Consider the following 25,200-nt stretch of genomic DNA (forward strand, 5'->3'; position numbering starts at 1 on the left):
CATCCTTTAATTATAATTCACAAGTCCACAAATTCCCAATTTAGTGTTGTTATCATTTTGTGGTTTTGTGGTTTGTTAGTTAACTTATTGTGATAACAAAGAAATTATGCTTATCTATTTACTGCCACCGCGAATGAAGACTCTGACAACAATTACGCGTTGTCTTCGGGCAAAATTTGTCCACCGTCTACTACCAACGTTTGACCAGTTATGAAGCCAGCCTCTTTAGAAGCAAAAAATGCAGCTGCATGGCCAATATCTTCAACAGTTCCCAAGCGCTTAAACGGAATGGCGGCTGCCATGGCCTTTAAGTAATCTTCTCCCAAACCATCCAGACCCTCTGTAAATACATTCCCTGGTGAAACTGCATTGATTGTAATGTCATCTTTAGCCAGCTCCAAGGCTGCTGTACGCATAAATCCGAGTTGCGCAGCTTTACTGGCTCCGTAATGTGACCAACCAGCGTATCCCGTAATTGGCCCTGTGATCGAGGAGGTAATAATGAACCGCCCGAATTCCGCTCTTTTCACGTAAGGCAGAAATGCTTTAACAGTAAAGAAGGTTCCTCTGGCATTGATGTTTTGCACATAATCCCATTGTTCTTCAGTCAGCTCTTCAATCGTAGCCGAGGGGAATATTCCCGCGTTTGCACAGACAACATCCACGCCTCCAAAGGCCTCGACAATATCCTTTGCCACTGTTTCCGTTGATTCAAATGATGCGACATCTCCACTGAAAGCCCTTACAATATTTTGTTTTCCTTGCAGTTGCTCAGCCGTCTTCTTGGCAACTTCTAAATCTCGAGCAACAATGGCAACATTAGCCCCTTTTTCTGCGAACACTTTCGCAATCCCTTTGCCAATCCCTTTGCTCCCTCCCGTGACAACGACGGTTTTTCCTTCAAAAATATTTAGACTCAACATTCGCTCCCCCTTAAGTAAAGATGTTGAACTAAAAATTAAATTCGACATAAAACAACAATATTTATGTTGTATCTTGTGGTTTGTTTAATATTATCATGGAGGTTATTTGAAGTCAACAGTATTTTCTAACAATTCAAAAGAGTTTCATTGATGCTAGAGTCTTTAAATGTATACCTATTGTCAGGAAGTCACAGAGGAAGACTTTACCATCAATTTTCCGTTTCAACTAATGAGATTTTTCAAATCTAACCATGGCACCAACAAGTTGTGTCATACCCGGGCTGAAAGGCCTGGGTATGTTCTTTCTCAAAACTCATTAAAGATTAAAAAAGATGTCCCCAGTAGAGTACTGGAGCCATCTCGCCGTGAAAGATTTATATTTTCTCGTTTAATAGGTCTATGCTTCCATCCGGAGTCCATTAACTTTCCATTCATGTCTTTTGACAGTGGTACACCTATTCTTCAATACCTTCTCTTATCTCATTCAATACCTCATCCGTATGCTCTCCCAACCCAGGTGCCAGCCTTTCGGATACGGTCGGAGTAAGACTGAATTTAACCGGAAACTTCATATCTACGACAGTTCCCTCAACAGGATGCTCTTTCTCATTAAAGAAGTTCACAGCGTTGAGATGTGGGTCTTGCCTCAAATCTTCCGGCGTATTTATATTTGTGCATGGGATATCCGCTGATTTTAATATCGATAACCATTCATCAGTTGATTTAGTTCTAATGATGTTTTCTACAGTCTGATAAACGAAGTTAATGTTTGCTGTTCTTGCATTAATATCAATAAAACGCTCATCTCCGACCAAATCTTCCCTTCCGGATACTTCAATGAAGTTCTTCCAATGCTTGTCATTGTAAATCATTACCCCGATATAGCCATCAGTTGTCTGATATGGCTTACGATATGGGGATACCACTCGGGGATAGTAGCTATCGCCTAATGGCGGGTTATATGTTTTCCCATACAAATGCTCTGTCATTGTGTAACCAACCATTGATTCGAACATGGGTACTTCAATTTCCTGGCCAACACCACTGATTTCCCTGTGGTAAAGTGCCGCTAAGACCGAGCTTAGCCCGATAAGACCAGTTGTCTTGTCTGCGAGAACAGTTGCAAGATACTGAGGCTGTCCGTTAATCTTCCCCTGGGCTGAGGCCATCCCGGACGCCGCTTGGATGATGTCGTCATATGCAGGCCGCCCGGCATATGGACCATCCTCAGAGAAACCATACATGCCACAGTAAATGATACGTTCATTTACCGCCTTAAAGTCTTCATACGCCAAATTGAGCCGCTCCATGGAGGCTGGTCGCATCGTATGGACCACAATATCCACCTGTTCAGCCAGCTTCAAGATGGCATTCCGACCTTCTTCGGTCTTCAAATCAAGTACCACACTTCTCTTGTTGCGGTTTAGATGCAGAAAAAGGCTTCCCAATTCACCGCTATTTGAAGGTCCCAAGTATCGGGTCGTGTCACCGGTCGGAGGCTCGATTTTGATAACATCCGCCCCCATATCTCCTAACATTACCGTACAATAGGGACCCATCACGACGGAGGTCAGATCCAACACTCTGATTCCCTTTAATGGCCCTTCCATCAGCTTCTCCCCCTTATGATCTATCTTGAGTAGTTGTTTGCCTAAGCATCATTCCCGCTCGCTTTGATTTAACTACTAGTTCATCCCTCTGATTGTATCCACGGTGCTCAAACCAAACGATTCCACGGTCATCCTTCGATTTTGACTCACGCTTCTCTACTACTTCGGTTTCTGCTCTAATAGTGTCTCCAATCCTAACAGGAGCTGGAAATACAGTTTCATCAAACCCTAAGTTGCCTAATGTCGTGCCTTCTGTCAGTTCCCCCACACTAACTCCAACCACGTAAGAAAGGGTAAACAAACTGTTCACAATCCTAGTGCCGTGAATGGTCTGCTTTGCAAATTCTTCGTCCAGATGAAGGGATTGTGTGTTGTGGGTTAGAGTCGTGAACAGCAGGTTGTCTGTTTCCGTCACCGTCCGGTGTGGGCGGTGGTGAAACACACTGCCCACTTTCAATTCCTCAAAGTATTTCCCCATTGTGTTTAAACCTTCTCTCCTAGGCTCTCATGATAAGCTTCCAATACCTGTTCAGCAGTTTTCACATGGGCATAGTCAATGTGTACCCCTTCATACATGATTGCAGATATACCTTTTGCCTCTGCTTCCCGGAATGCATCGATCATTCCCTGGTAATAAGCTGCTTCATCTTCAGAAGGTGAATACGTACGATTCACAATGGCCGTATTGGAGGGATGGAGAATCAGCTCTCCATCGAATCCAAGCTGTCGATTGAATTTTGCAGCCTTCTCAAGTCCTTCAAGATCGTGAACGTCCTGCCAGAGTCCGCCCAGTGGAAGTACGCCTGCAGCTCGTGCCGCCATGACAACTTTGGAACGCATATACAGCGTCTCTAAACCTTCTGCTGTCCACTTGTATCCTAGAGCACGCGCAACGTCTCCGTCCTTAGCTGTTAATCCGGCAATTGCAAAAACGCGTGATACACTTCCAATCTCATAAGCAAAATGCATAGACTTTGCCGTTTCAAGAACCGGCAGAAGCTTGATGCCGCCCTTCTGTATCCCCCGCTCCGTCTCCAGTTCGCTAATCCATTCCGATAATCTCTCCAACTCTTCTGGTTCTTCTGGTTTAGGAAGAACGACGCCTTCCAGCCCTTCCATTACAATGGCCTCTACATCCGCTCGATTAAAACCATCTTCATCCTTGTTAATCCTGACGAATATTCTCTTATTCTGTTTGAAAAGAGAAGGAAGAGCGGATGCCACATTTTCTCTTGCCTGTTCCTTTAAATGAGATGGGACACTATCCTCGAGATCCAAAATATACCCATCGGCATCATAGTTTCTTACTTTTTCAATCCATGCTGCTTTAATTCCCGGAACAAATAATAGCGAACGGGTTAAGTTCATATCATCAACTCCTCTTCCTCTTTACTGGCTTTCGATGACCCTAAAACATAGGAAATGCTTTCTGCAGTCTCTTTCACACTTCTAATGAAGAATTCTTTTTCTTCTTCTTTAAATTCATTGATCGGCATGACGCAAATAATGCTTCCGATTATTACGTTGTTCGCTTTAAATATTGGCGCACCAACACTTAGGGCCCCCTCTTTCCGCTCATTCGACGTAATGGCATACCCATCGTTTTTGATGTTCTCCAATTCCTTTATAACCTTCAATCGCTCGGAAACCGGAACATCTTCTTGATCTAACACGGCGTCAATCTCCTGTTGAGTTAGAAAAGCCAATATAGACTTCCCGCTCGAGGCTACATGGATTGGCTGCAGCACCCCGATATCCAGGACATATTGAAGTGCGAAGGAACTTTTCACACTATCTATAAAAGCTAACTTTCTGTGTTGCGGATAATACAGTGAAAAGTAGACAGGATGCTTTAATTTTGCCTTTAAACCTTCCAAAAATGGCCTTGCAATGCTCTTTACATCTACATGTGTAGAAATAAGTGACGACATTCGGATCAAATCAATGCCAATCCTATATTTTTGTGAGGACTCCACAAGCTCCACAATGTTCTCCTCTTTTAATGAGGTCAGCATTCGGTGCAGCGAACTGGGTGGCATATTCAAATGTCTAGCTAGCTCATTAACTCCCCATTCACTTTTCACATCAGTGAATGCTCTTAATATTGAAAAGGTCTTTGAAATCACGTTTGGGTTCTTCAAGTACAATCACCAACTTTTTATTAGTCCATCATCATTTCTGGTAGCCATAGAGTAAGGAATGGCATCAGGATAAGCACCAAGAGAATAAGCAAATCCGTTAGGACAAACCAAGTAACCCCTTTAAAACCTTCTGCAGTCTTAACACCAGCAGCCCCTGTAGCAACAAAGACATTCATTCCAACTGGCGGTGTTACAAGCCCGATTTCTACCGTTTTAGTAACAATGATTCCAAACCAGACCGGGTCGAATCCTAACGAAACAATAATCGGAAACGTAAGAGGCAATGTCAGGATCAATATTGCAATCTGGTCCATAAAGAATCCTAAGATTAAATAAAGGACAATGATAAATGCTAAAATCCAATACTTTGATACATCTAACCCTTCAACAAAAACCACCAATTTCTGTGTGACCTGAGTGATTGTAAGGAAGTAGCTGAAAATATGCGCACCAATGATAATCGTCATAATCATGGTCGTGGACTTGATTGTATCGTTCAGCGCGACGCCCATTTTCTTCATACTGAGTCTCCCCATTAGAAGAACGACTAGGAACGTAATAAATGCACCTAAAGCGCCTGCTTCGGTGGCAGTTACAAAACCACTGTAGATTCCTCCGATAACGGCGATGATTATTAAGAGCATCGGCCAAATGTGCTTAAGAGAGGCAAACTTCTCGCGTAGCGTCGGGACAACTTCAATTTTCGGAGCAATTTCCGGTTTCATAGACACCCAAACAAAGATAACTATGATATAACCGAGCGCCGTTAAAATCCCAGGAACTATACCCGCGATTAGAAGGGAGCCTACTCCTGTCTCTGTCAGAATTCCATATAAGATAAGAATGATACTTGGAGGGATCATTACAGCAAGGGTTCCCGACATGCTGATGACACCCATAGTAAACGCTGTGCTGTAATTATACTTTCTCATCTCCGGGGCAGCAGCTTTTGCCATTGCAGCTGCTGAAGCCTGGCTCGAACCGGATACCGCACCCATCATAGCTCCGGCAAATACAGTGGCAATTCCGAGACCACCCGGTAACCTCCCGAGCCATTTATAGGCCGCATTGAAAAGGTCCTTCATAATGCCACTTACTGTCATGAAGGCGGCCATCAAAATAAACATCGGAATGGCGCTCATAAGAAAGCTTTTTACACTATCATACGGAGTGGTTTGTAAAATACCTAAGAACGAATCAATCCCGCTGAACATAAGAAGGCCAATTGCCCCTGAAACCCCCAATGCAAATGCAATCGGCATTCCAAAAGCCAAGAACAGTACAAGCAATAATAGTGGAATTGCTACTGTCATACGATATCCACCTCCTCATCTGCCGGTTTACCATGTTGTCTTCCGGTTAGAATAAACACGCAAAGAATTAAAAAGCGAATAGCGATCAGGAATGCTCCTACCGGTATCCAGATGTAAGACAACCACAGGGGGAAATTAATCAATCCAGATGCCACAAGGTTTTTGTCCAAAGCTTCCATTGTGCTTTGCAATCCCAAATAACCAATAACAATCATTAATGCAGCACCAAGAATATAGAAAATAATATTCAGCATGCCTTGCACTTTAGAGGAAAACCTATCAAATAAAATATCCAAACGGATATGTCCATCTTCCTTTAAAACGTAGCTCATACTGAGGAATACGGTAATTACCATCAGATACATTTCCGTTATTTCATAAGCTCCTGTAATCGATTGGTTAAATATGTATCTACTAAATGCATCAAGACTTGTTAACAGCATCATTCCCAGCAAAGCGACTTGGGATATTCTTAAGCAGACAAATTCCAATATCGAAAAACCTTTTTCTAACTTCTCCATTGTTTACACCTTCCTTTCTAAAGAAAAAGGCCAAGCCGATAAGACACGCAGCCTGGCCAAAACCTTTTATGCATCAGTTAAGTTCTTCTTGAATAGCTCGGTACTTCTCGATCGCCTCATTTGCGTTAATGCCCCTCTTTTCAAGTGACTCGGCCCAGCGATCCCAGACTGGTTCAAGTGCCGTATCCCATTCAGCAGACTCTTCTTCGCTCAGTTCATAGATTTCTACTTTGTCGCTGAACTTCTCTGCAAGTTCATTGTCCTTTTCGTCAAGGAACTTGGAGAGATACTCTACAGTTTCATCGCCCGCTTGAGCCATCGCTTCTTTCACATTTTCCGGAAGCGTTTGATAGAGCTTTTCATTAATCGAATAGATAACGGTGAAGCTCCCCAAATTTGCCCCTTTCGTAGAATGCTTTGCAATCGATTCTATTTGATAAGGCTCAAAACTTGTGAACGGGAATGTCACTCCGTCAACTGTCCCTCTTTCCATCGCCGTGTAAGCTTCAGTTGCAGGCATAAAGACCGGTGAGCCACCGAGTTCATCCAGCGCATACTCCATCGTTCCGGTTACTCGTGTTTTCAAACCCTTAAAGTCTTCAAGACTTGTTACCGGCTTCTTCGTCGTGACCAACTGATACTGCGGAATTGCAACCGCGTAAATTGGTCGTACATCATTCGGCAAGTATTCCTCTTCAATGAGATAATCTTTCATCAGCTGCCAGATGATCTTTGATCCTTCCTCAGCTGTTGAATAAGCTCCAGGCAGTGTTGCGATTTCTGATAGAGGCAGTTTATCTGTAGCATAAGATGTATAGCCGACATCAACGGTCCGAGAAAGCGTTAGGTCCAAGTAGCTGTTCGCTTTCCCAATTTGTTCAGCAGGATAGTATTCGAACTCCACTTGGCCGTCTGTCAGTTCCTCAACTCGGTCCATGTAGTAAACAATTCCTTCTGAAGAAAGATAGTTACTTGTCGGGAATGAATCTGCAACCTTAAGTTTTATAGTTTCTTGTTCGCCTCCACCCGAACCTTCGGATTCAGCACTACTATCTCCGCAGGCTCCTAACATCAGTACAGCAGCAGCGGTAACCGCGAGTAATACGCCCTTTTTTAGCTTGAACATGATTCTCCTCCTTTTATGTGAACGCTTTCAATTTTGCTGTTAGATTCTTTGCTTTGGCGGCGAGTACATTAAGACAAACTTCAAATTGTCTTCCCCTATGTTTTTCACCTCATGCATCGTCTTCTTAGGAATCCAAACGATATCTCCTTCTCCTAACTCCGCTTCTTCTCCCCCGATTATCACATGCATTTTTCCTTGTAGGATGTACATGGATTGCTCCATATCTTCGTGATCGTGCGGATCTGCACTGCCCCCAGGCTCCATTTCCCCAATAATGACTTCCATGTCTTCCATGCCGTCTGCCATACCCGCCAATCGGCGGTTGAATGTACCTTCATGTGCAGGTGGCGTGTACGCTTCTACTTCAGAAACATTTCTCCAGTAAGCCACTAATATCCTCCTCTTCATTCCAATATACGGAATGGCATTCCGTTTGTTAAAAGAAACTTACCATATCCAAACTTAGCTTTCAATGAAATTTCTAAATTATTTTAAAATATTGTTTCTGTTTTATACTTACATTAAGTCATTTATCTTTATTTCTTCTGTTTAAGCCATAGACTTCATCAAGCTACAGCCATGGTTTACTAAAGTTACTAATAAGATCTTCACATTGACGTAATCCCTCTCCCCAGTAAGGTAAACACTCATCTAGCCTTCGTAAGGATTCAGGCATCGAAGGTAAGAACACAGGTACCCCTTGGTAGTAACCCGAACACCCCCAGGTAGGGATTCACCCCCTCCCAACACGAAAAAGCAGCCGCGCAGGCTGCTTCCCGTCACTTAAATTTATAATGCAACACGATAGCTCTCTTCCAATTGTATTTTCGGTTCCAGAACATCCTCCAGCTGATCTGTAAACGACTCAAATTCCTCTGCACTAAACACACCCATCACGTAAAAGTCCGGTCGTATTAATACAAATTTATTCAAATACAGATTCAGGTCGTTATTGACGTCTGTCAGCGGAATGCTGTCTTCCATTTCTCTCGTTACAAAATGCTCCGGATAAATCGAGATCTTATTTGGATTGATTGTTTGCCATACAGGTCTGTCCAAATTGGGAAATGCTATCTCATCCGGCGCTCCGATTTTCAGTAAGTTGAAGCCACTTTTCATATACCGATCAATAGGCACCATCTCGGAATCACAGTTCATATAAGTAGATTGTCTGAACATCTCACCGACCAACGGCTTTTCGATATCGATAAATAGTCCTTTTGAGCAGATGGGTTTCGGTTTAAAGCGCATTTCGGTGACGTAGCGCTTTAGTGGAGGTACGATCTTCATCGCCCCAAATGCCGCGTCACGGACCAGCTTTCTCTTTTTGCTGGTCGTCAAAATGAAGTTGCCCATCCTGACGGAAAGACGGATCATCGCTTCCACATGTTCCTTGCGTTCCTTTTCGTAGCTCTCAACTATTGAAGGTGCGGCTTTTCCTTCGGCCGCCAATTTAATCTTCCAGACAATGTTGAATGCATCCCGCACACCTGAATTGAGTCCTTGACCTGCGAATGGAGGAGTTAAATGTGCGGAATCCCCCACAAGGACAACACGCCCCTCTCCAAATTTCTCGGCCACAAGTGCATTAAAGACGACGACTGCCTTTTTCACCAGATTTTCAGGCTTGTATTCCGTATAAGGAGCAATCAGTTCACCGAGTTTTTCATCGCTCAACATTTCTTCCGGATCTTCCCCGTCCAGCAGCATGAATTCATAGCGTCGCTGGCCGAACGCAGTATAGGCATGCATGGCAGGCCGCGGCGGATCACAGAAAAATGAAGTGTGCCGCGTTTGTACATCATCGTTTTTCAAATCGACAATGACCCACGGCTCCTCAAAGCTGGAGCCGTTTTTCTTGCTTCCCACCTCTTCCAGTTTGATGCCCAGCTGCTTGCGTACCGTACTTCTTCCACCGTCACACCCCAACAGATACAGGGATTTCAATGTCTTTTCCCCGTCGTCATCCCGAAGCTTCACCTTCACATAATCATCGTTCTGGTCAAAGCTGATCAGTTCGCTGTTATAACGGATTTCAACATTCGAAAAGCGTTGGACGCCTTCCAGAAGCACTTTTTCAAAAATCGGCTGTACAATCTTATTTCGCTTCGGATAGCCGAATGACATTTCAGTCGGACGCACGCTTGCAAACGGTTTCATTTTATTTGAAAAATAATCGGCTCCCCCTCCCGGTGTGATCACCTGCCTCACTTCCGGATATAGACCGATCCGATCAATCACGCGAAGCGTTTCATCGTCAACCAGGATCGCCTTGGGGATTTCGCTTATCCCGGCATTGCGTTCAATCAATAATGTTTTCATCCCGTACAGGCCGCACAAATTCGCAGCGATGAGTCCGGACGGTCCTGCTCCTGCTATGATGACATCGTACATTCCGATCCCCTCCCCCTTCTTCCAATTACGTTCTGGTCAAGTGGTGCTGTTCTTTCTCTGCCAAGTACTCCCGGACATGCTGTGCCGTCGCAGATGCAGCCCCCAATATCGGCACCTCAGACTCAACCAGTTGCCTGACATGCTCGATACTGTATTGTGAAAGCACGATTACGTCGACACGGCTTTCAATTTTTCGGATTAGACGGATCACCTTTTCGTCGTGCTCCTGTTTTCGTCCTTCCGACAGCAGATGAATGGCACCGTCCTCGACTTCGCTGATCACCTGGACATCCGGCCTTTTCTCTTTCAAATAACCGCTGAGCGCAACCGGAGTTGCCGCTACAGTAGAAACAAGCCCAATCCGTTCATACTCCAGTGCACGGTCCAAGACAGCCTGGTCAGAACGGAAAATCCGGACCTCTGTGAGCTGCTGAAGATAAGGCACCAGACCATTAAAGGCTGAACAGGTCAGTTGAATCAGATCAGCACCGGACTGTTCGGCAAGCCGGACCAAGTCCACAAATCGGCGCCTGATCGAGGCAGTCATTTCGCCCGCACGCTCCAGCTGAAACAGAAGATCCGAATCCAGCAGATGCACATATTTAACGTCAGAAGCATACCTCCTGAAAGCTTCTTCAATCGGCGCCAATGAATTTGCCGTGGCGGAAATCAATACAACTTTCAATTACACCCCTTCTTTCACATTATGATAATAATGTTGTAAATAACATGATAAATGATTTTTCAAAGAAATCAATAATCAACTATTGATAATTTAAAAGTTTTAGAATACAATGACTTCAATCCATTAAACACAAGGGGGTCATTTAGTTGAAATATGTCAGCTATCAAGTGAACGGCGAAGAGAGTTATGGAGTGCGAGTAGAAAAAGGGATTGCAGATCTAAAATCAAAATATGGATCCGAGTATCCGACATTGAAGGAGTTCCTTTCTTCAAAGGAATTTTCCGAAGGCAATCATCATGAAAATGAAAGCGTTATCTATTCTGAAGAAGAAGTCCAGTTGCTCCCTGTCATCACTAATCCGGACAAAATCTTCTGTATCGGCATCAATTATGAGACACACCGCATTGAAACCAATCGGGAGAAAGCCGGTTACCCTGTGGTCTTCCACAGATTCGCAGAATCTCAAGTCGGCCATAATGAACCCATCCTCTTGCCGGAAGAATCCGATCGGCTCGACTTCGAAGGCGAGCTGGCAGTGGTCATCGGAAAGCCGGGCAGAAGGATCAGTAAGGAAAATGCCTATGAGCATATCGCCGGCTACGCGTGCTACAACGACGGCAGTATTCGCGACTGGCAGCACCATACCCACCAGTGGGGGCCGGGTAAAAACTTTGATGCAACCGGTGGCTTTGGACCTGACCTTGTCACGCGGGATGAAATCGGAGACGGCGAGTCGCTTCGGCTGCAAACCCGCTTGAATGGCGAGGTCATGCAGGACACAACAACGGATCTGATGATCTTCTCTATCCCTGAGCTGATCGAATATGTTTCCTCTTATACGACTCTGCAGACGGGTGACGTCATCGTGTCCGGTACACCTGGAGGAGTCGGAGCCAAACGTAATCCGCCTGTATTCATGCAAGAGGGCGATGTAGTAGAGATTGAAATCGAGAAAGTCGGCGTGCTCCGCAATCCGATTGCTGCAGAAGCCAAACAGAAACAGCAAGCCCAAACGGCTGCCCAGTCTGTCTGATCAACGAAAAAACCAATTTAAGGGGGATTATTATGCTGACGAAGAAAAAAGGGGTTCTTGCAGCAGCTTTTCTCGGGGCGTCCGTGCTCATGGGAGCCTGTGGCTCCGCATCTACCGAAGAGACCACATCACTGAAGCTTTCTCACTTTTGGCCAAGCCACCATATCGTCCATACTCAGGTATTGGAGAAGTTCGGAAGTGATCTGGAATCCGAGACAAACGGTGCCGTCACACTGGAACTTTATCCGGGCGGTTCTCTCGGGACACCTCCAGAACAGTATGACCTCGCAACAACCGGCACTTCCGACATTTCCCTAAGTGTTCACGGGTACACATCGGGCAAGTTCCCGCTGGTCGAAGTCATGGATCTCCCATTTGTTGTGACAAGCTCCGAAGAGGGGTCAAAAAAGCTTTGGGAATTGTACAAGGAGTTCCCTGAACTTCAGGAAGAGCATGGAGACACCCATCCTCTCGCCCTCTTCACCGGTGAACCGAATCAGATTCTGAGCAAGGATAAGCCGATTGAGCGCTTGGAAGACCTCCGCGGCCTTAAAGTCCGCTCCCCTTCCACACTAGGAAATGAAATTCTGGAGGCAGTGGGTGCCGTACCGGTTTCCATGCCGGTCAATGATATTTACGAGTCCCTGAACAAAGGCGTGATCGATGCGGCTCTCGCGGGGGTTTCCACAGTCAATGACTTGAACCTTCATGAAGTCGTGGACCACGTCACCATCGCCAACCTTTCCGCTTCGTCGATGTTCATCACAATGAACAAGGATCGTTATGATCAGCTTCCGGAATCGGAGAAAGAAAAGTTTGACGCACTTTCCGAAAATCTTTCCCAGCAGGCCGGTGCCGCTCTTGACCAAGGGGGCCAGGACGGACTGGACAAAGCCGATGAAGTCGGCATCAGCGTGATCGAACTCTCCTCTGAAGAACAGGAAAAATTCGAGAAAGCGCTCCAGCCTGTCATTGATAATTGGATCAAAACCAAAGAAGCAGAAGGCCTCCCCGCACAATCAATCTATGATGCAGCCACCGCAAAGTGATTGCTGAAAAGAGGTGGACAATATGAAAAAAAGCTCTCTGGTCACGGTCAAGCTTGGCTCATCCCTTGAAAACAATTCAGGGGATGGGTCACTTCTTATCAGATTCTCTTCCAGTCTGGATAAACTCACAAAAGGCTATAACCGTATTCTCCATGGTCTTTCCTGTGTGCTTCTGTTCGCCATGATGTTTTTGACAGTTTTCGATGTGCTAGGGAGAAACCTGTTCAACAGCCCCATTTTGGGAACCTATGAACTGACCGGATTTGCATTGGCGATCACCGTTTTCTTCAGCCTTGGCGCAGCCCAGCTAAAAGGAGATCACATCGAAGTTGACTTCTTGTTCAAAAAGTTGCCGGAACGTGCTCAAAACGTATGTAATGCGGTCATCTATCTGATTTTGACATTGGTTGTACTGCTCACAAGCTGGCAGCTTTTTGTCTATGCCCAGAGATTATTGCAGGGCAACAACGTCAGCGGAGATCTTGGAATACCGATTTATGTAATCGCTTTTCTTACAACATTCGGAGCGATCGGTTTTTTCCTTTCCCTCCTGAATAGCTTTGTTCAAAGTGTTGTGAAGGCGGTGAGAACAGGATGACCTCCGAACTGATCGGTCTCATAGGCGTGCTCGTTCTATTGGCATTGATTTTGGCAAAGTTCTCAGTCGGCCTGTCGCTGTTTTTGGTAGGCGTGCTCGGCGTCACTTACCTTTCCGGCTTGGATGTCGGCCTGTCCCAACTCGGATTGTCAGCTTTCAATACCGCAAACAATTATTCACTGAGTGTCATTCCGCTTTTCATTTTAATGGGGACCTTCATCGCAAATACCGGAATCGGCAAAGATTTATTTGATTCGGTCGACAAATGGATGGGACACTTCCGCGGCGGACTCGCAATCGCTTCAGTCGGGGCAGCCTCCATCTTTTCCGCCATCTCTGGTTCGGGCAATGCCACTACAGCCACTCTGGCCAAGATCTGCATTCCGGAGATGCGCAAACATGGCTACTCCCCCTCTTTTTCGAGTGCGGCAGTTGCTGCGGGCGGGACCCTTGGAGCGCTGATTCCCCCGAGTGTTCTCCTGATCATCTACGGGGCACTCACATCCGAACCAATCGGTCCTCTTCTGATCGCCGGTATTGTTCCGGGGGTTTTAATGACCATCCTTTTCTTCCTTATGATTTACCTGCAAGTCCGCAAGAACCCGCAGTTGGCCCCACAAAAGACCGTGCGTTATACGGTTAGAGATAAAGTAACCTCTTTAAAAAGCATCTGGCCGTTTCTTGTCCTCTTTTTGATGAGTATCGGCGGTATTTATTTCGGTATCTTTACGCCAAGCGAGGCCGGCGGAATCGGTGCGGCAGGTGCGTTTCTGATTACACTCTTCACCAAAAGGCTGAGCTTTAAAATGCTGAAGGATTCCCTCGATCAGACTTTGAGGCTCACGGTCATGATCTTCCTGATTCTGATCGGTGCAACATTATTCGGGAAGTTCCTGGCCCTTAGCCGGATTCCGACTTACCTTACTTCCCTTGTAGCAGGCCTTGATACATCACCTTATGTGATTCTGGCGTTAATCCTATTGGTGTATTTCGTATTGGGAATGTTCCTGGAAGGGATCGCCATCATGGTCCTCACCCTCCCCATCGTTTACCCGATTATCACCCAATTGGGCTTTGATGGACTATGGTTTGGTGTCATCATGATCATGATTGTAAACTTAGGGGTGTTGACCCCTCCGCTCGGTCTCAACATTTACATCATCAGTGGGGTCATAAAGGATGTTCCGATTGAGAAGTTGTTCAGGGGGGTCATCCCGGCAATTGTCACGATGGTCGTATTCATCATCGTCCTTGTCATCTTCCCGGACATCGTCACGTTCCTGCCTGAACTCATCAAAACATAAGGGCCCCTTACATCAAAGGAGCAAATTTAATGTCCAGCATACAAAGAGTGTTGCAGATTCTAGATCTATTTACAGCAGAGAAGCCGATTTGGACGGCTGATGAAGTCATCCAGTATTTCGGACTCAGTCAACCGACCGGTTACCGCTACTTGCGGGAACTGACCCATGCGGGTTTACTCGTGAGCGACAACGGGCAGTACTCGATCGGCCCGAAGATCATCAAGCTTGATTGCCACATCCGTCAGACCGACCCGGTTATTTCAGCCGGTATTCCATTGATGAAACAGCTCTGCAACCTGACTCAATGTGAGGTTTTGCTCAGCAATATTTATAACGATGAAGTCCTGATTGCGCATATTGAAACGCCTGAAGGCCATCCGTCCAATGTGATCTATGAGCGCGGACAGCCGCATCCCCTCTTTTATGGTTCCACCTCAAAAGCGATGATTGCCTTTCTGCCCCGCGCGCATATCGCCAGGCTGTATGAATCATATGCCGATGATATCCGCGAAGCAGATATGGGCAGCACCTTTGAGGAATTCAAATCGAATCTGGCGGCGATCAGAAAGCAAGGCTATTACCTCTCCCACGGGGAATTGGATGATGGCGTGACAGGCATTGCGGCACCGGTCTTTAAGAACAACACATTAAAGGGGAGTCTGTCCCTTGTGTACAAGACGTCGATGCATGAGATTTATAATGCAGAAAAGCTCATTGAGCTCACGATCCGCGCAGCGCAGGACATCAGTGAATTCTGTTCAACAGAAGAGCAAACGATGAACTCTAAATTTCAGGAACTCGAGAGGAGCGGCATACATGATTAAGCCATTTAAACTGGGTTACGCCGAGTTCAATTGTCTGGACGCCGAAAAAATGGAGAATTACTATTCAAATGTCATGGGGATGACGGTAACGGATAAAACCAATGACATCGCCTACATCAGCAGCGGAACAGACCATCATTCGGTTGTCCTGAAACACTCCAACGAAAGTTCGCTTGATGTCATCGGCTATCAAATCGAACACAATGTGGAACTGAACGATGTGGTGAAGATTCTCGTTGCGGAAGGAATCCGCGCAGAAGTAAAGTCAGATGCACGCCCAGGTGTTCGTCAGCTCGTGGAACTCCAAGATCCCGACGGCTTCACGCTTCAACTCTTCCATGAGATTGAAACCCCTGCCCCAGGCTATAAAGAAAATGGCATCAGCCCATTTAAACTGGGCCATATCGCAATTGGTTCAATGAATGCCAAGAAATCGACTGATTTCTATATGAATGTCTTGAACTTTAGCTACACGGACACCATCGGAACCCGTGCTACCTTCCTGACCTGCAATACGGACCATCACGTGTTGAACGTTTCCTCATTTGGCCATAAAATGATGCACCACATCGCATTTGAACTCAAGGATACAAGTCACCATGTCCGTTCCGCTGATATTCTTGCGAAAAACGAAATGCCGATCGTCTGGGGACCGTCCCGCCATACCGCAGGACACAATATGGCTACCTATCATCATGATCCTGAGCTGAATCTTATCGAGCTCTACATCGATATGGACCAATACATCAAACCGCTCGGTCAATTCGATCCGCGCCCCTGGCATGAAGAACTTCCGCTTAAGCCTCGGGTTTGGGAAGATAACTGTGCATGGTACACCAAGTATGAGACGACCATTCTGGATGCTGTCCTGAAGAAAACTGAACTACAGCCAATTTAATAGCTGTTCTGTATATAGTTAAAGCATCCGGCTTAAGGGCCAGATGCTTCTTTTTTGTATTGAGCGATTGTAACGTGATCCTACTATTATAAAGGTGTCATAACCAACCTCTCTTTTATCGCCACAAAGATTAGCATTCAATCGTCTAGTCAGCCGCATCGAGATCCAGCTGAATGAATTTGTCGGCCTGAAGCCGACAGCTTAATAGACGCTAGGGTAATCACTCAGACCACCAGGGTAATCACTCACATTCAAATGGTAGGAACTCATGTGGGGTGAGGTGGGAACTGGGGTTGGGGTAGGTAGGGATTCAGGTACCCATTGGTAGTGATTGGGGAGTGATGGCCCAACAAATATGAAAAAGCAGCCGCAAGGGCTGCTTTTCACGTTACATTTAATCAAATAATCACCCCAGTAATCACCGCTACAATCGTCATGACAATCGTCGTGCCAAACGCCCACTTGAATACAAACTTCTGATGGTCCGCGAGTTCGACGCCTGCGAGTCCGATCAAAAGGAATGTTGAGGCAGTTAATGGACTGAGCGGGAAGCCTGTGGTCATCTGGCCGAGGATGGCCGCGCTGCCGATACTTGCCGCTTCGACTCCGTACGCAGCTGCCGTTTCACTTACAATCGGCAGGACGCCGAAGTAAAAGGCATCCGGTGTAAACAGCAGGCTGAGCGGCATCCCGATCAATGCGACGATCACGCCCATCATGCCGCCGACTTCGTCAGGAATGATGCTGACGAGCGCATTGGCCATTTCAGTGATCATGCCCGTGCCGGATAAGATGCCGGTGAAGACACCCGCCGCGAAAATGATGGAGACCACGGTGATCATGCCGACTGCCTGCGTCCTGACCTGTTCCATCTGGTCTTCCGGCTTCGGGTAGTTGATGATGACCGCGATTGCGAAGGCCAGCATGAAGATGATCGGCAGCGGAAGCCATACTTTTACGAGTGCGACGATCGTGATAATCGTCAGCAACAGGTTGAACCAGAATAGTTTCGGCCGTCTCATCGCTTTATCTTCATCCGACAGTTCCGCATGGAAGTCGTACTCTACATCCGCTATTCCGAGCCGTTTCCGCTCTTTCCGGCCGATCCAATATGCTACGAACAATACCCAGATAATCCCCGCAATCATCGCAGGGATGACCGGGTTGAAGATGGCGCTGGCATCGAGCTCCAGCGCAGATGCGGCACGCGCGGTCGGTCCGCCCCAGGGCAACAGGTTCATGACGCCCGCTCCGAGCGCCACGATTCCCGCCAGTACGATTCTGCTGATGCCCAGCTTAATGTAAAGCGGCAGCAATGCCGGGATGGTAATCAGGAATGTCGATGCCCCTGATCCGTCCAGGTGTGCGAGCATCGCGATGACTGCGGTGCCCACGACCACCTTGAGCGGATCTCCTTTCACTGCCCGCAATACACGGGAGATGAGCGGGTCGAACAACCCAGCATTGTTCATGACACCAAAGTACAAAATCGCGAACCCGAGCATGATCCCGGTCGGAACGACGCTGATGACGCCGTCCAGCATGAATCCGCCCATTTCACCCCAGAACCCCCCAATCAGGGCGAAGACGACCGGAACGAGTATCAAAGACACGATGACCGATACCCGTTTCGTCAGGATCAGCGCCAGAAACACCACAATTGTCAGAAAGCCCAACAGAGCCAGCATATTCATTTCCCCCTATTTATTAAAGCTCTATTTCCATCTCCAACAGTGCATAGCTCAATGTTTTCCCGTGTGTATCCATCCCCAAGGAAGTCGTCACGCCGCCGAGCAGGGCTCCGTGGCACACGAACTGCAGCGCCGAGATGTTCGGCATCTCGTATCGTTCGACCTCGCCGCTCACAATGTGCTGCAGATGTTCCTTCACCCGCTCCGCAGTCACTTGCTCCCGCAACGCCCCGTATAGTTCCTCCTCATAAGGAATCAGCGACAGCATGAGGACATCCCCCTTATCCCCTGCCCGACTATGAGCCAGTTCATATAACTTAGTCATTTGCCTCCACCTCCATGACCGTGAAGTCCGGTTCGACATTGTCTCTCGGAATCATCCCGGACACGATGCCAACCACTTCATTCACGTATTTCCGCGCGCCGCCGCCCCCGGCAGGCCCGTTTGTATAAAGGGCCTCCACCTCTTCGCCAATCATTTTGGCTTTTTCGAGTTCATGAGTTTTGCCGGCAACATGAAGACGGACTTCGTATGGGGTTCCCGGATGGTCAAAAGAGCCACGGTGAGCAGAAGTCACCCCGATGTAATCCACTTTTAGTTCTTCAAAAGTATCCGTCAGTCGCTCCCGGATAATGGCACCCGCCAATTCCGCGCGTCCTACCGCATTGGCACCGGCGTACGTGATTTCTCCTTCACCGATAAAGCCGGCATCAAAACCGATGCTAACCTTCAGCTCATCAGGCCGCTGCTTCCCGTTTCCTCCAGTCAGCAAAATTCGGTCCTCTCCGTCCTCCTGCAATTGAACAGTCGTAAAATCAGCAATCACATCGGGCGTGATATACGCGGACGGATCCATCACTTCATACAAAAGCTGTTCTTTCACCGTGCGCAATGTCAGTGCCCCTCCAGTACCCGGCAACTTCGTCAGCAACGCTGATCCATCAGACTGCACTTCAGCCAAGGGGAAACCGAGTGATGCCATGCCGCTCACATCTTTTTTTCCCGGGTCGGCGAAATAGCCGCCGGTCAATTGGCCCCCGCATTCCAGCAGATGGCCGATCACCGTCCCTTTTGCCAATAGGTCATGGTCCTCCATCGACCAATCAAAATGATGAATCATCGGCGCCAGGAACAATGACGGGTCGGCCACCCTTCCCGTGATGATGATGTCTGCACCAGTTTCAATCGCCGGGAGAATTGAAGAAGCTCCCATATAGGCATTTGCGGAAACAATGTCAGCGCTTTCATTTAATGCCGGACTGAACTGAATGGAATCCCGGTTGGATAACACATATGGCAGCACGTCATCACCGGTCACTGCGGCAACTTTCACGGACAATCCCATCTCTTCGGCAATCTCAATAATCTTTCGGGCACCGCCCACAGGGTTTGCCGCCCCCATGTTGGTAATCAGGCGAACCTTCTTTTCCAGCAGGATCGGCAGTAAAGAACGAACCCTCTTTTCAAGCAAAGGATCATATCCGAGTGAAGCGTCCGCTTTCTTACGCTTCTGGGCAAGCGCAATCGTCCGCTCTGCCAAACACTCCAACACCAGATAATCCAGTTCCCCTTCTTCAGCAAGTTTCACGGCAGGTTCCAGTCGGTCTCCCGAGAAGCCGGCCCCTGATCCAATCCGCAACATGTCATCACCCCGTTGTTTAGTCAATCTGTCTCTATAAATGGTATCAAAGCAAAAAGAAGAAATGCCTGGATTCAGGGCATTTCTTCTTCCAAATGATTAGAATAGATAACGTGTTTTCTCATCCCAAACCGTTGTCCTCATTGCAATTCCGACTTCATTGAATAAGTAATGGCTCATTCCAGAAAATTAGAATGGGTCATTTGATATCGTATTTCTTCATTTTGTTATACAAAGTAGCGAGCGAAATTCCAAGCGATTTCGCCACTTCCTGGCGGTCCTCTACGGTCGATCCGCTGGACTGCAAGGCGGACTGTAAGATCGCTTTTTCGGCTTCCTCCACCGCTTCATGCAGCGGAAACACTTTCGGTTCCTCATTGTACAATTGATGCTGTTTTTGCAGCACATCAGGCAGGTCGCTCATTGAAATGCGCTCACCCTCATTGACCAGGCACATGGCATAATCGAGGGTATTGCGCAGTTCCCGGATGTTCCCCGGCCAGTCATACTTCATGAACAGGCGCATCACTTCATCATCCACTCTAAACTTCCCATTCAATATGGACCGTGTAATAAACGGAATATCTTCTTTCCGTTCACGCAACGGCGGAATCCCCAAAGCGATCGTGTTCAGCCGATACAGAAAATCTTCCCGGAACAGCCCTTTCGTGATGAGCTGATCCAGATCCCTGTGGGTCGAAGCCACAATCCGCACATCCACCTTACGCTCCGCGCCCTCGCCGATCCTCCGGATGGTCCCTTCCTGCAGGACACGAAGCAGCTTCGCCTGAACATCAATGGACAAATCACTGACTTCGTCCAAAAACAGCGTCCCTCCGTGCGCCACTTCAAACAAACCTTGCCTTCCGTTGTCCGATGCACCCGGGAAAGCGCCGCCTGCATGGCCAAACAGTTCATTTTCAATCATATCAGCAGGTATCGAAGAACAGTTCACCGCGATAAACGGTTTGGATGAACGTTCGCTGGAATGATGGATGGATTGCGCAAACAGCTCTTTGCCCGTCCCGCTCTCACCCTTGATCAGAATCGGCAAATCGGTCTTGGCTGTCTTCTTGGCCACCGCAATCAGTTCGTTCATTTTGGCATTCTTTGTGATAATATCTTCAAATACATATCGCACTTTATGTAGCGCATCCATCTGCTCTTCCAGTTCTCGGACCCGCTGGCGCTGCTGTTCAAGTTCCCGAGTCAGAACCTGCACTTCATTCAGGCTCTTGCACACAGAGACCGCTCCAACAATTTCACCCTCTACCATGACAGGGGCCATATCGACAATATATTCCCGGTCATGAGTTTTCCGGTATACCCCCACCTGGCTTTCCCCAGTGGCGAGCGTATGCGGCAACCTGGCACCGGGCCGGTAAGAAACCAATGGCTTTCCGAGGATATCAGAAGTCACCCCTGTGATTCTCGTATATTCAGGATTGATCGTCCGCACAATCCCCTCCCGGTCGATGGCCAATACCCCGTCATTGATCGACTCCACGATCGCCTTCCACCACTCTGCTGTCTGTCGGATTGTCACCATCCCCTTATATGCCCGTGCATTCTATATCCATCTTGATATAGTCACTCATGTAATCCGATAGAACTGCTTATCAATATCCCCCGTCAACATTTATATTATAAAGGTATAGTGTTTTTTCTTAGTGAAAACTCTTCAAGTAGCTTCTCATCCAACAAAGATAAACACTAAGAAACCCGCCGTATGAAAGCAAGCAAAATAAGGTTCACCATCCACTTTGCAATTACTTGATCAAATAACTTTTCGCTCGTTCAATAGAATAAGAGTACTGTTTACTCTCTTTAAGGTAGCTTAGAATAACATTCTCACTAATCCCTAACTCCTTAAAAAGAAATATCGAATTTAACGCTCTCATCCTCATAATTGCATAAAACTTCTCATCAACTGTCACTAATAAATATTTTTTCTCATTATCAAAATGGGTTAAATAATTTCTAGTATCGACAATTTGATTTGTAAATGTTGCATAGTCCTTACCTTCTCCGAATATATATTCTAACGTGGCTGGCTCCAACTCTTCGAATAGAGCATTAATCCGCTGTTTCAAGTATCTTCTTTCTTTTTGCCGCATCCTTCTGTGGTATACCTCCATGGATTGAACTGCATTTAGAAAACTCGAATCAAGATGAACAGCTTGAAAGTATCCGGATGAATGAAAATCATAAACCACTCTTAATTGCTCTTCTTTGTTAAACCAGTTTATTAATATTTCTCCAAACGACGCTTCAATCTCATTGAATGGCAGCAAGAAATCTCTTTCAGTTGTTGCTTTAGGCGTTTTCTTTTTCCTATTCTGGAGATAAAACCAACGACAATATTCGTTAGTATCTTCCCCTTTTCTCTCAAGCAGGAAAGAAATTCGTTCAAAATAAATCGGTAAACCAGTTAAAATTGCTAATAGACTCTGTATAGATAATAATCGCTTACGAAGCCATTCAAAGTTTCGTGTGTCTTTTGGAGAAATCCTCAATATGCTTTTATAAGACCAGTTTAATGTAAGTTCACCATGATTGTAGGAGGGTGTATGTATATAGTTCTCACTAACCTCCATATCCATTGTAGGGATATAGACTTTAAAAAGGGAACTAGGTTTTTTAAAGGTTACTTGGTTTATTAATCCATCCTCTGTCCATTCATGCGTATAAACTTTTCTCCCTAACCATGTGGCCATATAGGTAGGTATAACTGAAACGGCCTTCCATTGGGATGAATCAAGTGAATCAATATGGGCTCCTACCAAGAATGATTGCATTGAGTATGACTCAGTAGGAAAGCCAGGGTAGCTAATTGAAAGATTTAAGGGAAAGCATGACATTAGTGTAATGACTTCTCCCTTATCTGTTCTTCCATGGATTAATTCCAGATGACTTTGTTGGCCATACTTGATTTCTTTCAATGAGCCGAAAATCTCCAACCTAATTTCATCCTCAGTATAGAAGAGAATCCCTGGCACTTCTTGATCACTTCCAGGTATCCACCAAAACCCTTTCAGCTCTAGCTCGTCGAATAAGGTTGCTTTTGTAGTTTTAACTAAAGCCATTTTCATCCTCCTTCTTGCACTTCCCCATTGGCACTCACCAATACCACATCTTATACGTTCAAAGTCCTATTCTCTTTTGTACAACACATTAACTGATAGACTTGCAGGGATATAACCACTCACCCCAAAGAGGTAAGCACTCTGAAACCTAACGTAATAATCACAAAATTGCCCAAAAGAAATATCAAAAATGACCCCGGTACACTACCAGAGTCATCACAGTCGTCGCAACAAAAGAATTTTTGACACACTTTTCAGAAGTCCTCTTAGTCTAAGCCTTCATCATCGTCTTAGATCACGATGTGTGGCAGTCACGCGAGCAATGGATACATCCGTTGATTTTCCAGGTGGGATGCTTGGACTTGGCTTTTCTAACCGCAGACTCACAGGAAGAGTGGCTCCCCAAATCCTCATATGTGTAAGCAGGTGCCCAAAAGCAACTTTTTTCGTGAACTTCTCGATCCCCATTGGATTGTTGCTTGGTATTAAGCACATATATAGCCATAAGATCACCTCCTATCCCTTTAGAACATTCGTTCCTATTGGTTATTATAACCTATCGATCTTATAAATCAATCTATTCTGACTTTTTAGCTTTCGTGATTAATTTACAGGTTTAATCAACAGTTGGCGAATTAGGTAGTTGGAGTGAGCAGATTGGGTTAGTAGATCCATTTGGAGAGTAAACAGGTCATTATGAACCGCCTCATCAAGTTGGAAATGGAAGGTTGGAACAAACTTTTAGTTATCCGGAACTCCTATTATCAAATGGGGAGCGGGATGCTTTTTCTATCTTCTTTCAAGTAACCACCCACCCCAAAAAGGTAACCACTCAGCACCCTTACGTAAGGATTCAGACACCGAAGGTGAGAACTCACATCCCCCTTGGTAGGAACTCAAGCACCCATAGGTAGGAACTCACCCCCTCCAACCAGAAAAAGCAGCCGCTGCGGCTGCTTTTTCTCCATCTCCCCTATTCAAAACACAAACAAATGCGCGATCAAGACAATAATCGGCAGTGTAATCACCGTACGCTGGATGAAGATCACGACCAGATCCAGGAAACTAACAGGAATATTCGACCTCAAAATCAATATCCCAATCTCCGACATGTAGATGAGCTGTGTCAACGACAGCGTCCCCACTACAAACCTTGTCAGTTCGCTTTCGATGCCGCTCCCGATAACCGACGGAAGGAACATGTCGGCGAAGCCGACGAGCATGGTCGGGGCGGCCGCCGCGGCTTCCGGCAGGCCCATCCATGTCAACAAAGGCACTAAAGGATAAGAGATCCAGTTAAAGATCGGCGTGAACTCGGCCACAATCAGTGCGAGTGCGCCGAGGCTCATGACGAGCGGGATGAGGCCGAGCCAGATATCTAGGACCGTGCCGACGCCGTCTTTGACGAGGCCTTTCGCACTTTTCGTTGTCTCTGCTTTCTTGAGCGCCAGTTTCCAGCCCCAGCTCATCGCGGTCTCTCCGTCCGGGATGGCTTCATCTTCTGCTATCCGTGCACTTCCATCAGAGTACATATCAGGTTTCCGCGAAAGCGGCGGGATGCGAGGCATAATAATAGCGGCGGCGATACTTGCGACGCTGATGGTCAGGTAGAACGGGACGAACAGGTGGCCGAGTCCGATGACGTTGGCGACCACCAAAGAGAACGCGACCGAGGCGATCGAGAACGTGGTCGCAATGACTGCGGCTTCACGGCCCGTGTAGTTCCCTTCGTCATACTGCTTCATCGTGATGACGACGCCGACCGGTGCCGCGCCCATCCATGAAGCGAGCGTGTCAATCGAAGAGCGGCCAGGCAGCGTGAAGATCGGACGCATGAACCGCGTCAGCAATGCCCCGAAAAATTCCATGAGTCCAAACTCGACCAACAAAGGCAGCATGACACCCGCGAACAGGAACCAGGTCAGCAATACCGGAGCGAGGTCGAACAGTACCACCCCGCCCGTCGCACGGGAAGAAATAAACTCTGGTCCCACTTCAAAGTAAGCCATCACCCCGACGGCAAACCCGAACAGCCGTGTAATGATGCCGAATGGCCCGACGACGAATAGGTTCCTAAGAAACGGCCTGCCCATCACAAACGCCGGCTTCGCCATCACCGCAATCAGCGTCGCTACCGCAGTGAACCCGAGCATCCAAACCAGGAACGCGGGAATCCATGCACTTCCCCACCCAAGCAGGCCGGATGCCATGACCCCGATGCCAATCGTGATTTCCCCGTTCCACTTGATCGGCACGAGGAACAGCAGCACCCCGATCAAAGACGGGATCAGAAACTTCCAGGCGGCCCCTTTTGAAACCACTTGCTCCCCCTTAATGACAGTCATTGATTTTCCCCCTTATCC

At 46.9% G+C, this 25,200-nt stretch carries 23 protein-coding genes; 6 read left to right on the forward strand and 17 right to left on the reverse strand.

Going from position 1 to position 25,200, the window contains the following annotated elements; all coding sequences use genetic code 11:
* Positions 1 to 152: 152 nt before the first annotated feature.
* From fabG to AC6CHQ_RS01975, 11 genes are all read right to left on the reverse strand, one after another.
* Entirely contained in the window at positions 153 to 920 is a 768-nt protein-coding gene (gene fabG, locus AC6CHQ_RS01925; protein WP_498080681.1) for a 3-oxoacyl-ACP reductase FabG, read from the reverse strand.
* 458 nt (positions 921 to 1,378) lie between these two features.
* Positions 1,379 to 2,533 (reverse strand): CaiB/BaiF CoA transferase family protein, encoded by a 1,155-nt coding sequence (locus tag AC6CHQ_RS01930; protein ID WP_498080682.1) that lies wholly within the window; start codon positions 2,531 to 2,533, stop codon positions 1,379 to 1,381.
* 13 nt (positions 2,534 to 2,546) lie between these two features.
* Positions 2,547 to 3,011: a MaoC family dehydratase gene (locus AC6CHQ_RS01935; RefSeq protein WP_498080683.1), complete on the reverse strand. Its 465-nt coding sequence runs from the start codon at positions 3,009 to 3,011 to the stop codon at positions 2,547 to 2,549.
* 5 nt (positions 3,012 to 3,016) lie between these two features.
* Positions 3,017 to 3,901 (reverse strand): HpcH/HpaI aldolase/citrate lyase family protein, encoded by an 885-nt coding sequence (locus AC6CHQ_RS01940; RefSeq protein ID WP_498080684.1) that lies wholly within the window; start codon positions 3,899 to 3,901, stop codon positions 3,017 to 3,019.
* Positions 3,898 to 4,674: an IclR family transcriptional regulator gene (locus AC6CHQ_RS01945; protein WP_498080685.1), complete on the reverse strand. Its 777-nt coding sequence runs from the start codon at positions 4,672 to 4,674 to the stop codon at positions 3,898 to 3,900. Before AC6CHQ_RS01945 ends, AC6CHQ_RS01940 begins: the two co-directional genes overlap by 4 nt.
* A gap of 20 nt (positions 4,675 to 4,694) precedes the next feature.
* Complete coding sequence (locus AC6CHQ_RS01950) at positions 4,695 to 5,987, reverse strand: TRAP transporter large permease (RefSeq protein ID WP_498080686.1); 1,293 nt, start codon at positions 5,985 to 5,987, stop codon at positions 4,695 to 4,697.
* Positions 5,984 to 6,508, reverse strand: a complete 525-nt coding sequence (locus AC6CHQ_RS01955; protein WP_498080687.1) for a TRAP transporter small permease — start codon at positions 6,506 to 6,508, stop codon at positions 5,984 to 5,986. Before AC6CHQ_RS01955 ends, AC6CHQ_RS01950 begins: the two co-directional genes overlap by 4 nt.
* 73 nt (positions 6,509 to 6,581) lie before the next feature.
* Positions 6,582 to 7,634: a TRAP transporter substrate-binding protein gene (locus AC6CHQ_RS01960; RefSeq protein ID WP_498080688.1), complete on the reverse strand. Its 1,053-nt coding sequence runs from the start codon at positions 7,632 to 7,634 to the stop codon at positions 6,582 to 6,584.
* A 39-nt stretch (positions 7,635 to 7,673) separates the two neighbouring features.
* Positions 7,674 to 8,024 carry a cupin domain-containing protein gene (locus AC6CHQ_RS01965; RefSeq protein ID WP_498080689.1) on the reverse strand — a complete coding sequence of 117 codons (351 nt, stop codon included), beginning with the start codon at positions 8,022 to 8,024 and terminating at the stop codon, positions 7,674 to 7,676.
* A gap of 399 nt (positions 8,025 to 8,423) precedes the next feature.
* Positions 8,424 to 10,028, reverse strand: coding sequence for an FAD-dependent monooxygenase (locus tag AC6CHQ_RS01970; RefSeq protein WP_498080690.1), 1,605 nt, complete (start codon positions 10,026 to 10,028; stop codon positions 8,424 to 8,426).
* Positions 10,029 to 10,053: 25 nt separating this feature from the next.
* Positions 10,054 to 10,713: an aspartate/glutamate racemase family protein gene (locus AC6CHQ_RS01975; RefSeq protein WP_498080691.1), complete on the reverse strand. Its 660-nt coding sequence runs from the start codon at positions 10,711 to 10,713 to the stop codon at positions 10,054 to 10,056.
* A gap of 146 nt (positions 10,714 to 10,859) precedes the next feature.
* On the opposite strand from AC6CHQ_RS01975, the gene AC6CHQ_RS01980 reads away from it, so the two are divergent.
* The 6 genes from AC6CHQ_RS01980 to AC6CHQ_RS02005 are packed head-to-tail and all read left to right on the forward strand — an operon-like array spanning position 10,860 to position 16,420.
* On the forward strand, positions 10,860 to 11,747 hold the full coding sequence (locus tag AC6CHQ_RS01980) for a fumarylacetoacetate hydrolase family protein (RefSeq protein WP_498080692.1): 888 nt from the start codon (positions 10,860 to 10,862) through the stop codon (positions 11,745 to 11,747).
* A 32-nt stretch (positions 11,748 to 11,779) separates the two neighbouring features.
* Positions 11,780 to 12,796 carry a TRAP transporter substrate-binding protein gene (locus AC6CHQ_RS01985; RefSeq protein WP_498080693.1) on the forward strand — a complete coding sequence of 339 codons (1,017 nt, stop codon included), beginning with the start codon at positions 11,780 to 11,782 and terminating at the stop codon, positions 12,794 to 12,796.
* A gap of 22 nt (positions 12,797 to 12,818) precedes the next feature.
* A complete protein-coding gene (locus tag AC6CHQ_RS01990; RefSeq protein ID WP_498080694.1) occupies positions 12,819 to 13,394 on the forward strand; it encodes a TRAP transporter small permease in 576 nt (191 codons plus the stop codon).
* Positions 13,391 to 14,698 carry a TRAP transporter large permease gene (locus AC6CHQ_RS01995; protein ID WP_498080695.1) on the forward strand — a complete coding sequence of 436 codons (1,308 nt, stop codon included), beginning with the start codon at positions 13,391 to 13,393 and terminating at the stop codon, positions 14,696 to 14,698. The genes AC6CHQ_RS01990 and AC6CHQ_RS01995 overlap by 4 nt, the downstream gene beginning before the upstream one ends.
* Before the next feature lie 29 nt (positions 14,699 to 14,727).
* Complete coding sequence (locus AC6CHQ_RS02000) at positions 14,728 to 15,522, forward strand: IclR family transcriptional regulator (protein ID WP_498080696.1); 795 nt, start codon at positions 14,728 to 14,730, stop codon at positions 15,520 to 15,522.
* Positions 15,515 to 16,420, forward strand: a complete 906-nt coding sequence (locus AC6CHQ_RS02005; RefSeq protein WP_498080697.1) for a VOC family protein — start codon at positions 15,515 to 15,517, stop codon at positions 16,418 to 16,420. The genes AC6CHQ_RS02000 and AC6CHQ_RS02005 overlap by 8 nt, the downstream gene beginning before the upstream one ends.
* A 398-nt stretch (positions 16,421 to 16,818) precedes the next feature.
* Here AC6CHQ_RS02005 and AC6CHQ_RS02010 read toward each other — a convergent pair whose 3' ends face one another.
* From AC6CHQ_RS02010 to AC6CHQ_RS02035, 6 genes are all read right to left on the reverse strand, one after another.
* Positions 16,819 to 18,108 carry a CitMHS family transporter gene (locus AC6CHQ_RS02010; RefSeq protein WP_498080698.1) on the reverse strand — a complete coding sequence of 430 codons (1,290 nt, stop codon included), beginning with the start codon at positions 18,106 to 18,108 and terminating at the stop codon, positions 16,819 to 16,821.
* 19 nt (positions 18,109 to 18,127) lie between these two features.
* Positions 18,128 to 18,436 carry an AtuA-related protein gene (locus AC6CHQ_RS02015; RefSeq protein WP_498080699.1) on the reverse strand — a complete coding sequence of 103 codons (309 nt, stop codon included), beginning with the start codon at positions 18,434 to 18,436 and terminating at the stop codon, positions 18,128 to 18,130.
* Positions 18,429 to 19,754: an acyclic terpene utilization AtuA family protein gene (locus tag AC6CHQ_RS02020; RefSeq protein ID WP_498080700.1), complete on the reverse strand. Its 1,326-nt coding sequence runs from the start codon at positions 19,752 to 19,754 to the stop codon at positions 18,429 to 18,431. Before AC6CHQ_RS02020 ends, AC6CHQ_RS02015 begins: the two co-directional genes overlap by 8 nt.
* A 196-nt stretch (positions 19,755 to 19,950) precedes the next feature.
* On the reverse strand, positions 19,951 to 21,300 hold the full coding sequence (locus tag AC6CHQ_RS02025) for a sigma-54 interaction domain-containing protein (protein WP_498080701.1): 1,350 nt from the start codon (positions 21,298 to 21,300) through the stop codon (positions 19,951 to 19,953).
* A 220-nt stretch (positions 21,301 to 21,520) separates the two neighbouring features.
* A complete protein-coding gene (locus tag AC6CHQ_RS02030; RefSeq protein WP_498080702.1) occupies positions 21,521 to 22,837 on the reverse strand; it encodes an ApeA N-terminal domain 1-containing protein in 1,317 nt (438 codons plus the stop codon).
* Between the two features lie 977 nt (positions 22,838 to 23,814).
* On the reverse strand, positions 23,815 to 25,182 hold the full coding sequence (locus AC6CHQ_RS02035; RefSeq protein ID WP_498080703.1) for a YjiH family protein: 1,368 nt from the start codon (positions 25,180 to 25,182) through the stop codon (positions 23,815 to 23,817).
* Positions 25,183 to 25,200 lie beyond the last annotated feature (18 nt).

It is taken from the genome of Bhargavaea sp. GQ12, from assembly GCF_059758705.1.

Bases quoted from the DNA above. Each gene is read 5' to 3' on its own strand.
- AC6CHQ_RS02015 (WP_498080699.1), bottom strand. From the start codon at position 18,436: ATGACTAAGTTATATGAACTGGCTCATAGTCGGGCAGGGGATAAGGGG.
- AC6CHQ_RS02025 (WP_498080701.1), bottom strand. From the start codon at position 21,300: ATGGTGACAATCCGACAGACAGCAGAGTGGTGGAAGGCGATCGTGGAG.
- AC6CHQ_RS01950 (WP_498080686.1), bottom strand. From the start codon at position 5,987: ATGACAGTAGCAATTCCACTATTATTGCTTGTACTGTTCTTGGCTTTT.
- AC6CHQ_RS01970 (WP_498080690.1), bottom strand. From the start codon at position 10,028: ATGTACGATGTCATCATAGCAGGAGCAGGACCGTCCGGACTCATCGCT.
- AC6CHQ_RS01940 (WP_498080684.1), bottom strand. From the start codon at position 3,901: ATGAACTTAACCCGTTCGCTATTATTTGTTCCGGGAATTAAAGCAGCA.
- AC6CHQ_RS02010 (WP_498080698.1), bottom strand. From the start codon at position 18,108: ATGCTGGCTCTGTTGGGCTTTCTGACAATTGTGGTGTTTCTGGCGCTG.
- AC6CHQ_RS02000 (WP_498080696.1), top strand. From the start codon at position 14,728: ATGTCCAGCATACAAAGAGTGTTGCAGATTCTAGATCTATTTACAGCA.
- AC6CHQ_RS02005 (WP_498080697.1), top strand. From the start codon at position 15,515: ATGATTAAGCCATTTAAACTGGGTTACGCCGAGTTCAATTGTCTGGAC.
- AC6CHQ_RS01985 (WP_498080693.1), top strand. From the start codon at position 11,780: ATGCTGACGAAGAAAAAAGGGGTTCTTGCAGCAGCTTTTCTCGGGGCG.
- AC6CHQ_RS02020 (WP_498080700.1), bottom strand. From the start codon at position 19,754: ATGTTGCGGATTGGATCAGGGGCCGGCTTCTCGGGAGACCGACTGGAA.
- AC6CHQ_RS02030 (WP_498080702.1), bottom strand. From the start codon at position 22,837: ATGGCTTTAGTTAAAACTACAAAAGCAACCTTATTCGACGAGCTAGAG.
- AC6CHQ_RS01935 (WP_498080683.1), bottom strand. From the start codon at position 3,011: ATGGGGAAATACTTTGAGGAATTGAAAGTGGGCAGTGTGTTTCACCAC.
- AC6CHQ_RS01955 (WP_498080687.1), bottom strand. From the start codon at position 6,508: ATGGAGAAGTTAGAAAAAGGTTTTTCGATATTGGAATTTGTCTGCTTA.
- AC6CHQ_RS01930 (WP_498080682.1), bottom strand. From the start codon at position 2,533: ATGGAAGGGCCATTAAAGGGAATCAGAGTGTTGGATCTGACCTCCGTC.
- AC6CHQ_RS02035 (WP_498080703.1), bottom strand. From the start codon at position 25,182: ATGACTGTCATTAAGGGGGAGCAAGTGGTTTCAAAAGGGGCCGCCTGG.
- AC6CHQ_RS01960 (WP_498080688.1), bottom strand. From the start codon at position 7,634: ATGTTCAAGCTAAAAAAGGGCGTATTACTCGCGGTTACCGCTGCTGCT.
- AC6CHQ_RS01990 (WP_498080694.1), top strand. From the start codon at position 12,819: ATGAAAAAAAGCTCTCTGGTCACGGTCAAGCTTGGCTCATCCCTTGAA.
- AC6CHQ_RS01995 (WP_498080695.1), top strand. From the start codon at position 13,391: ATGACCTCCGAACTGATCGGTCTCATAGGCGTGCTCGTTCTATTGGCA.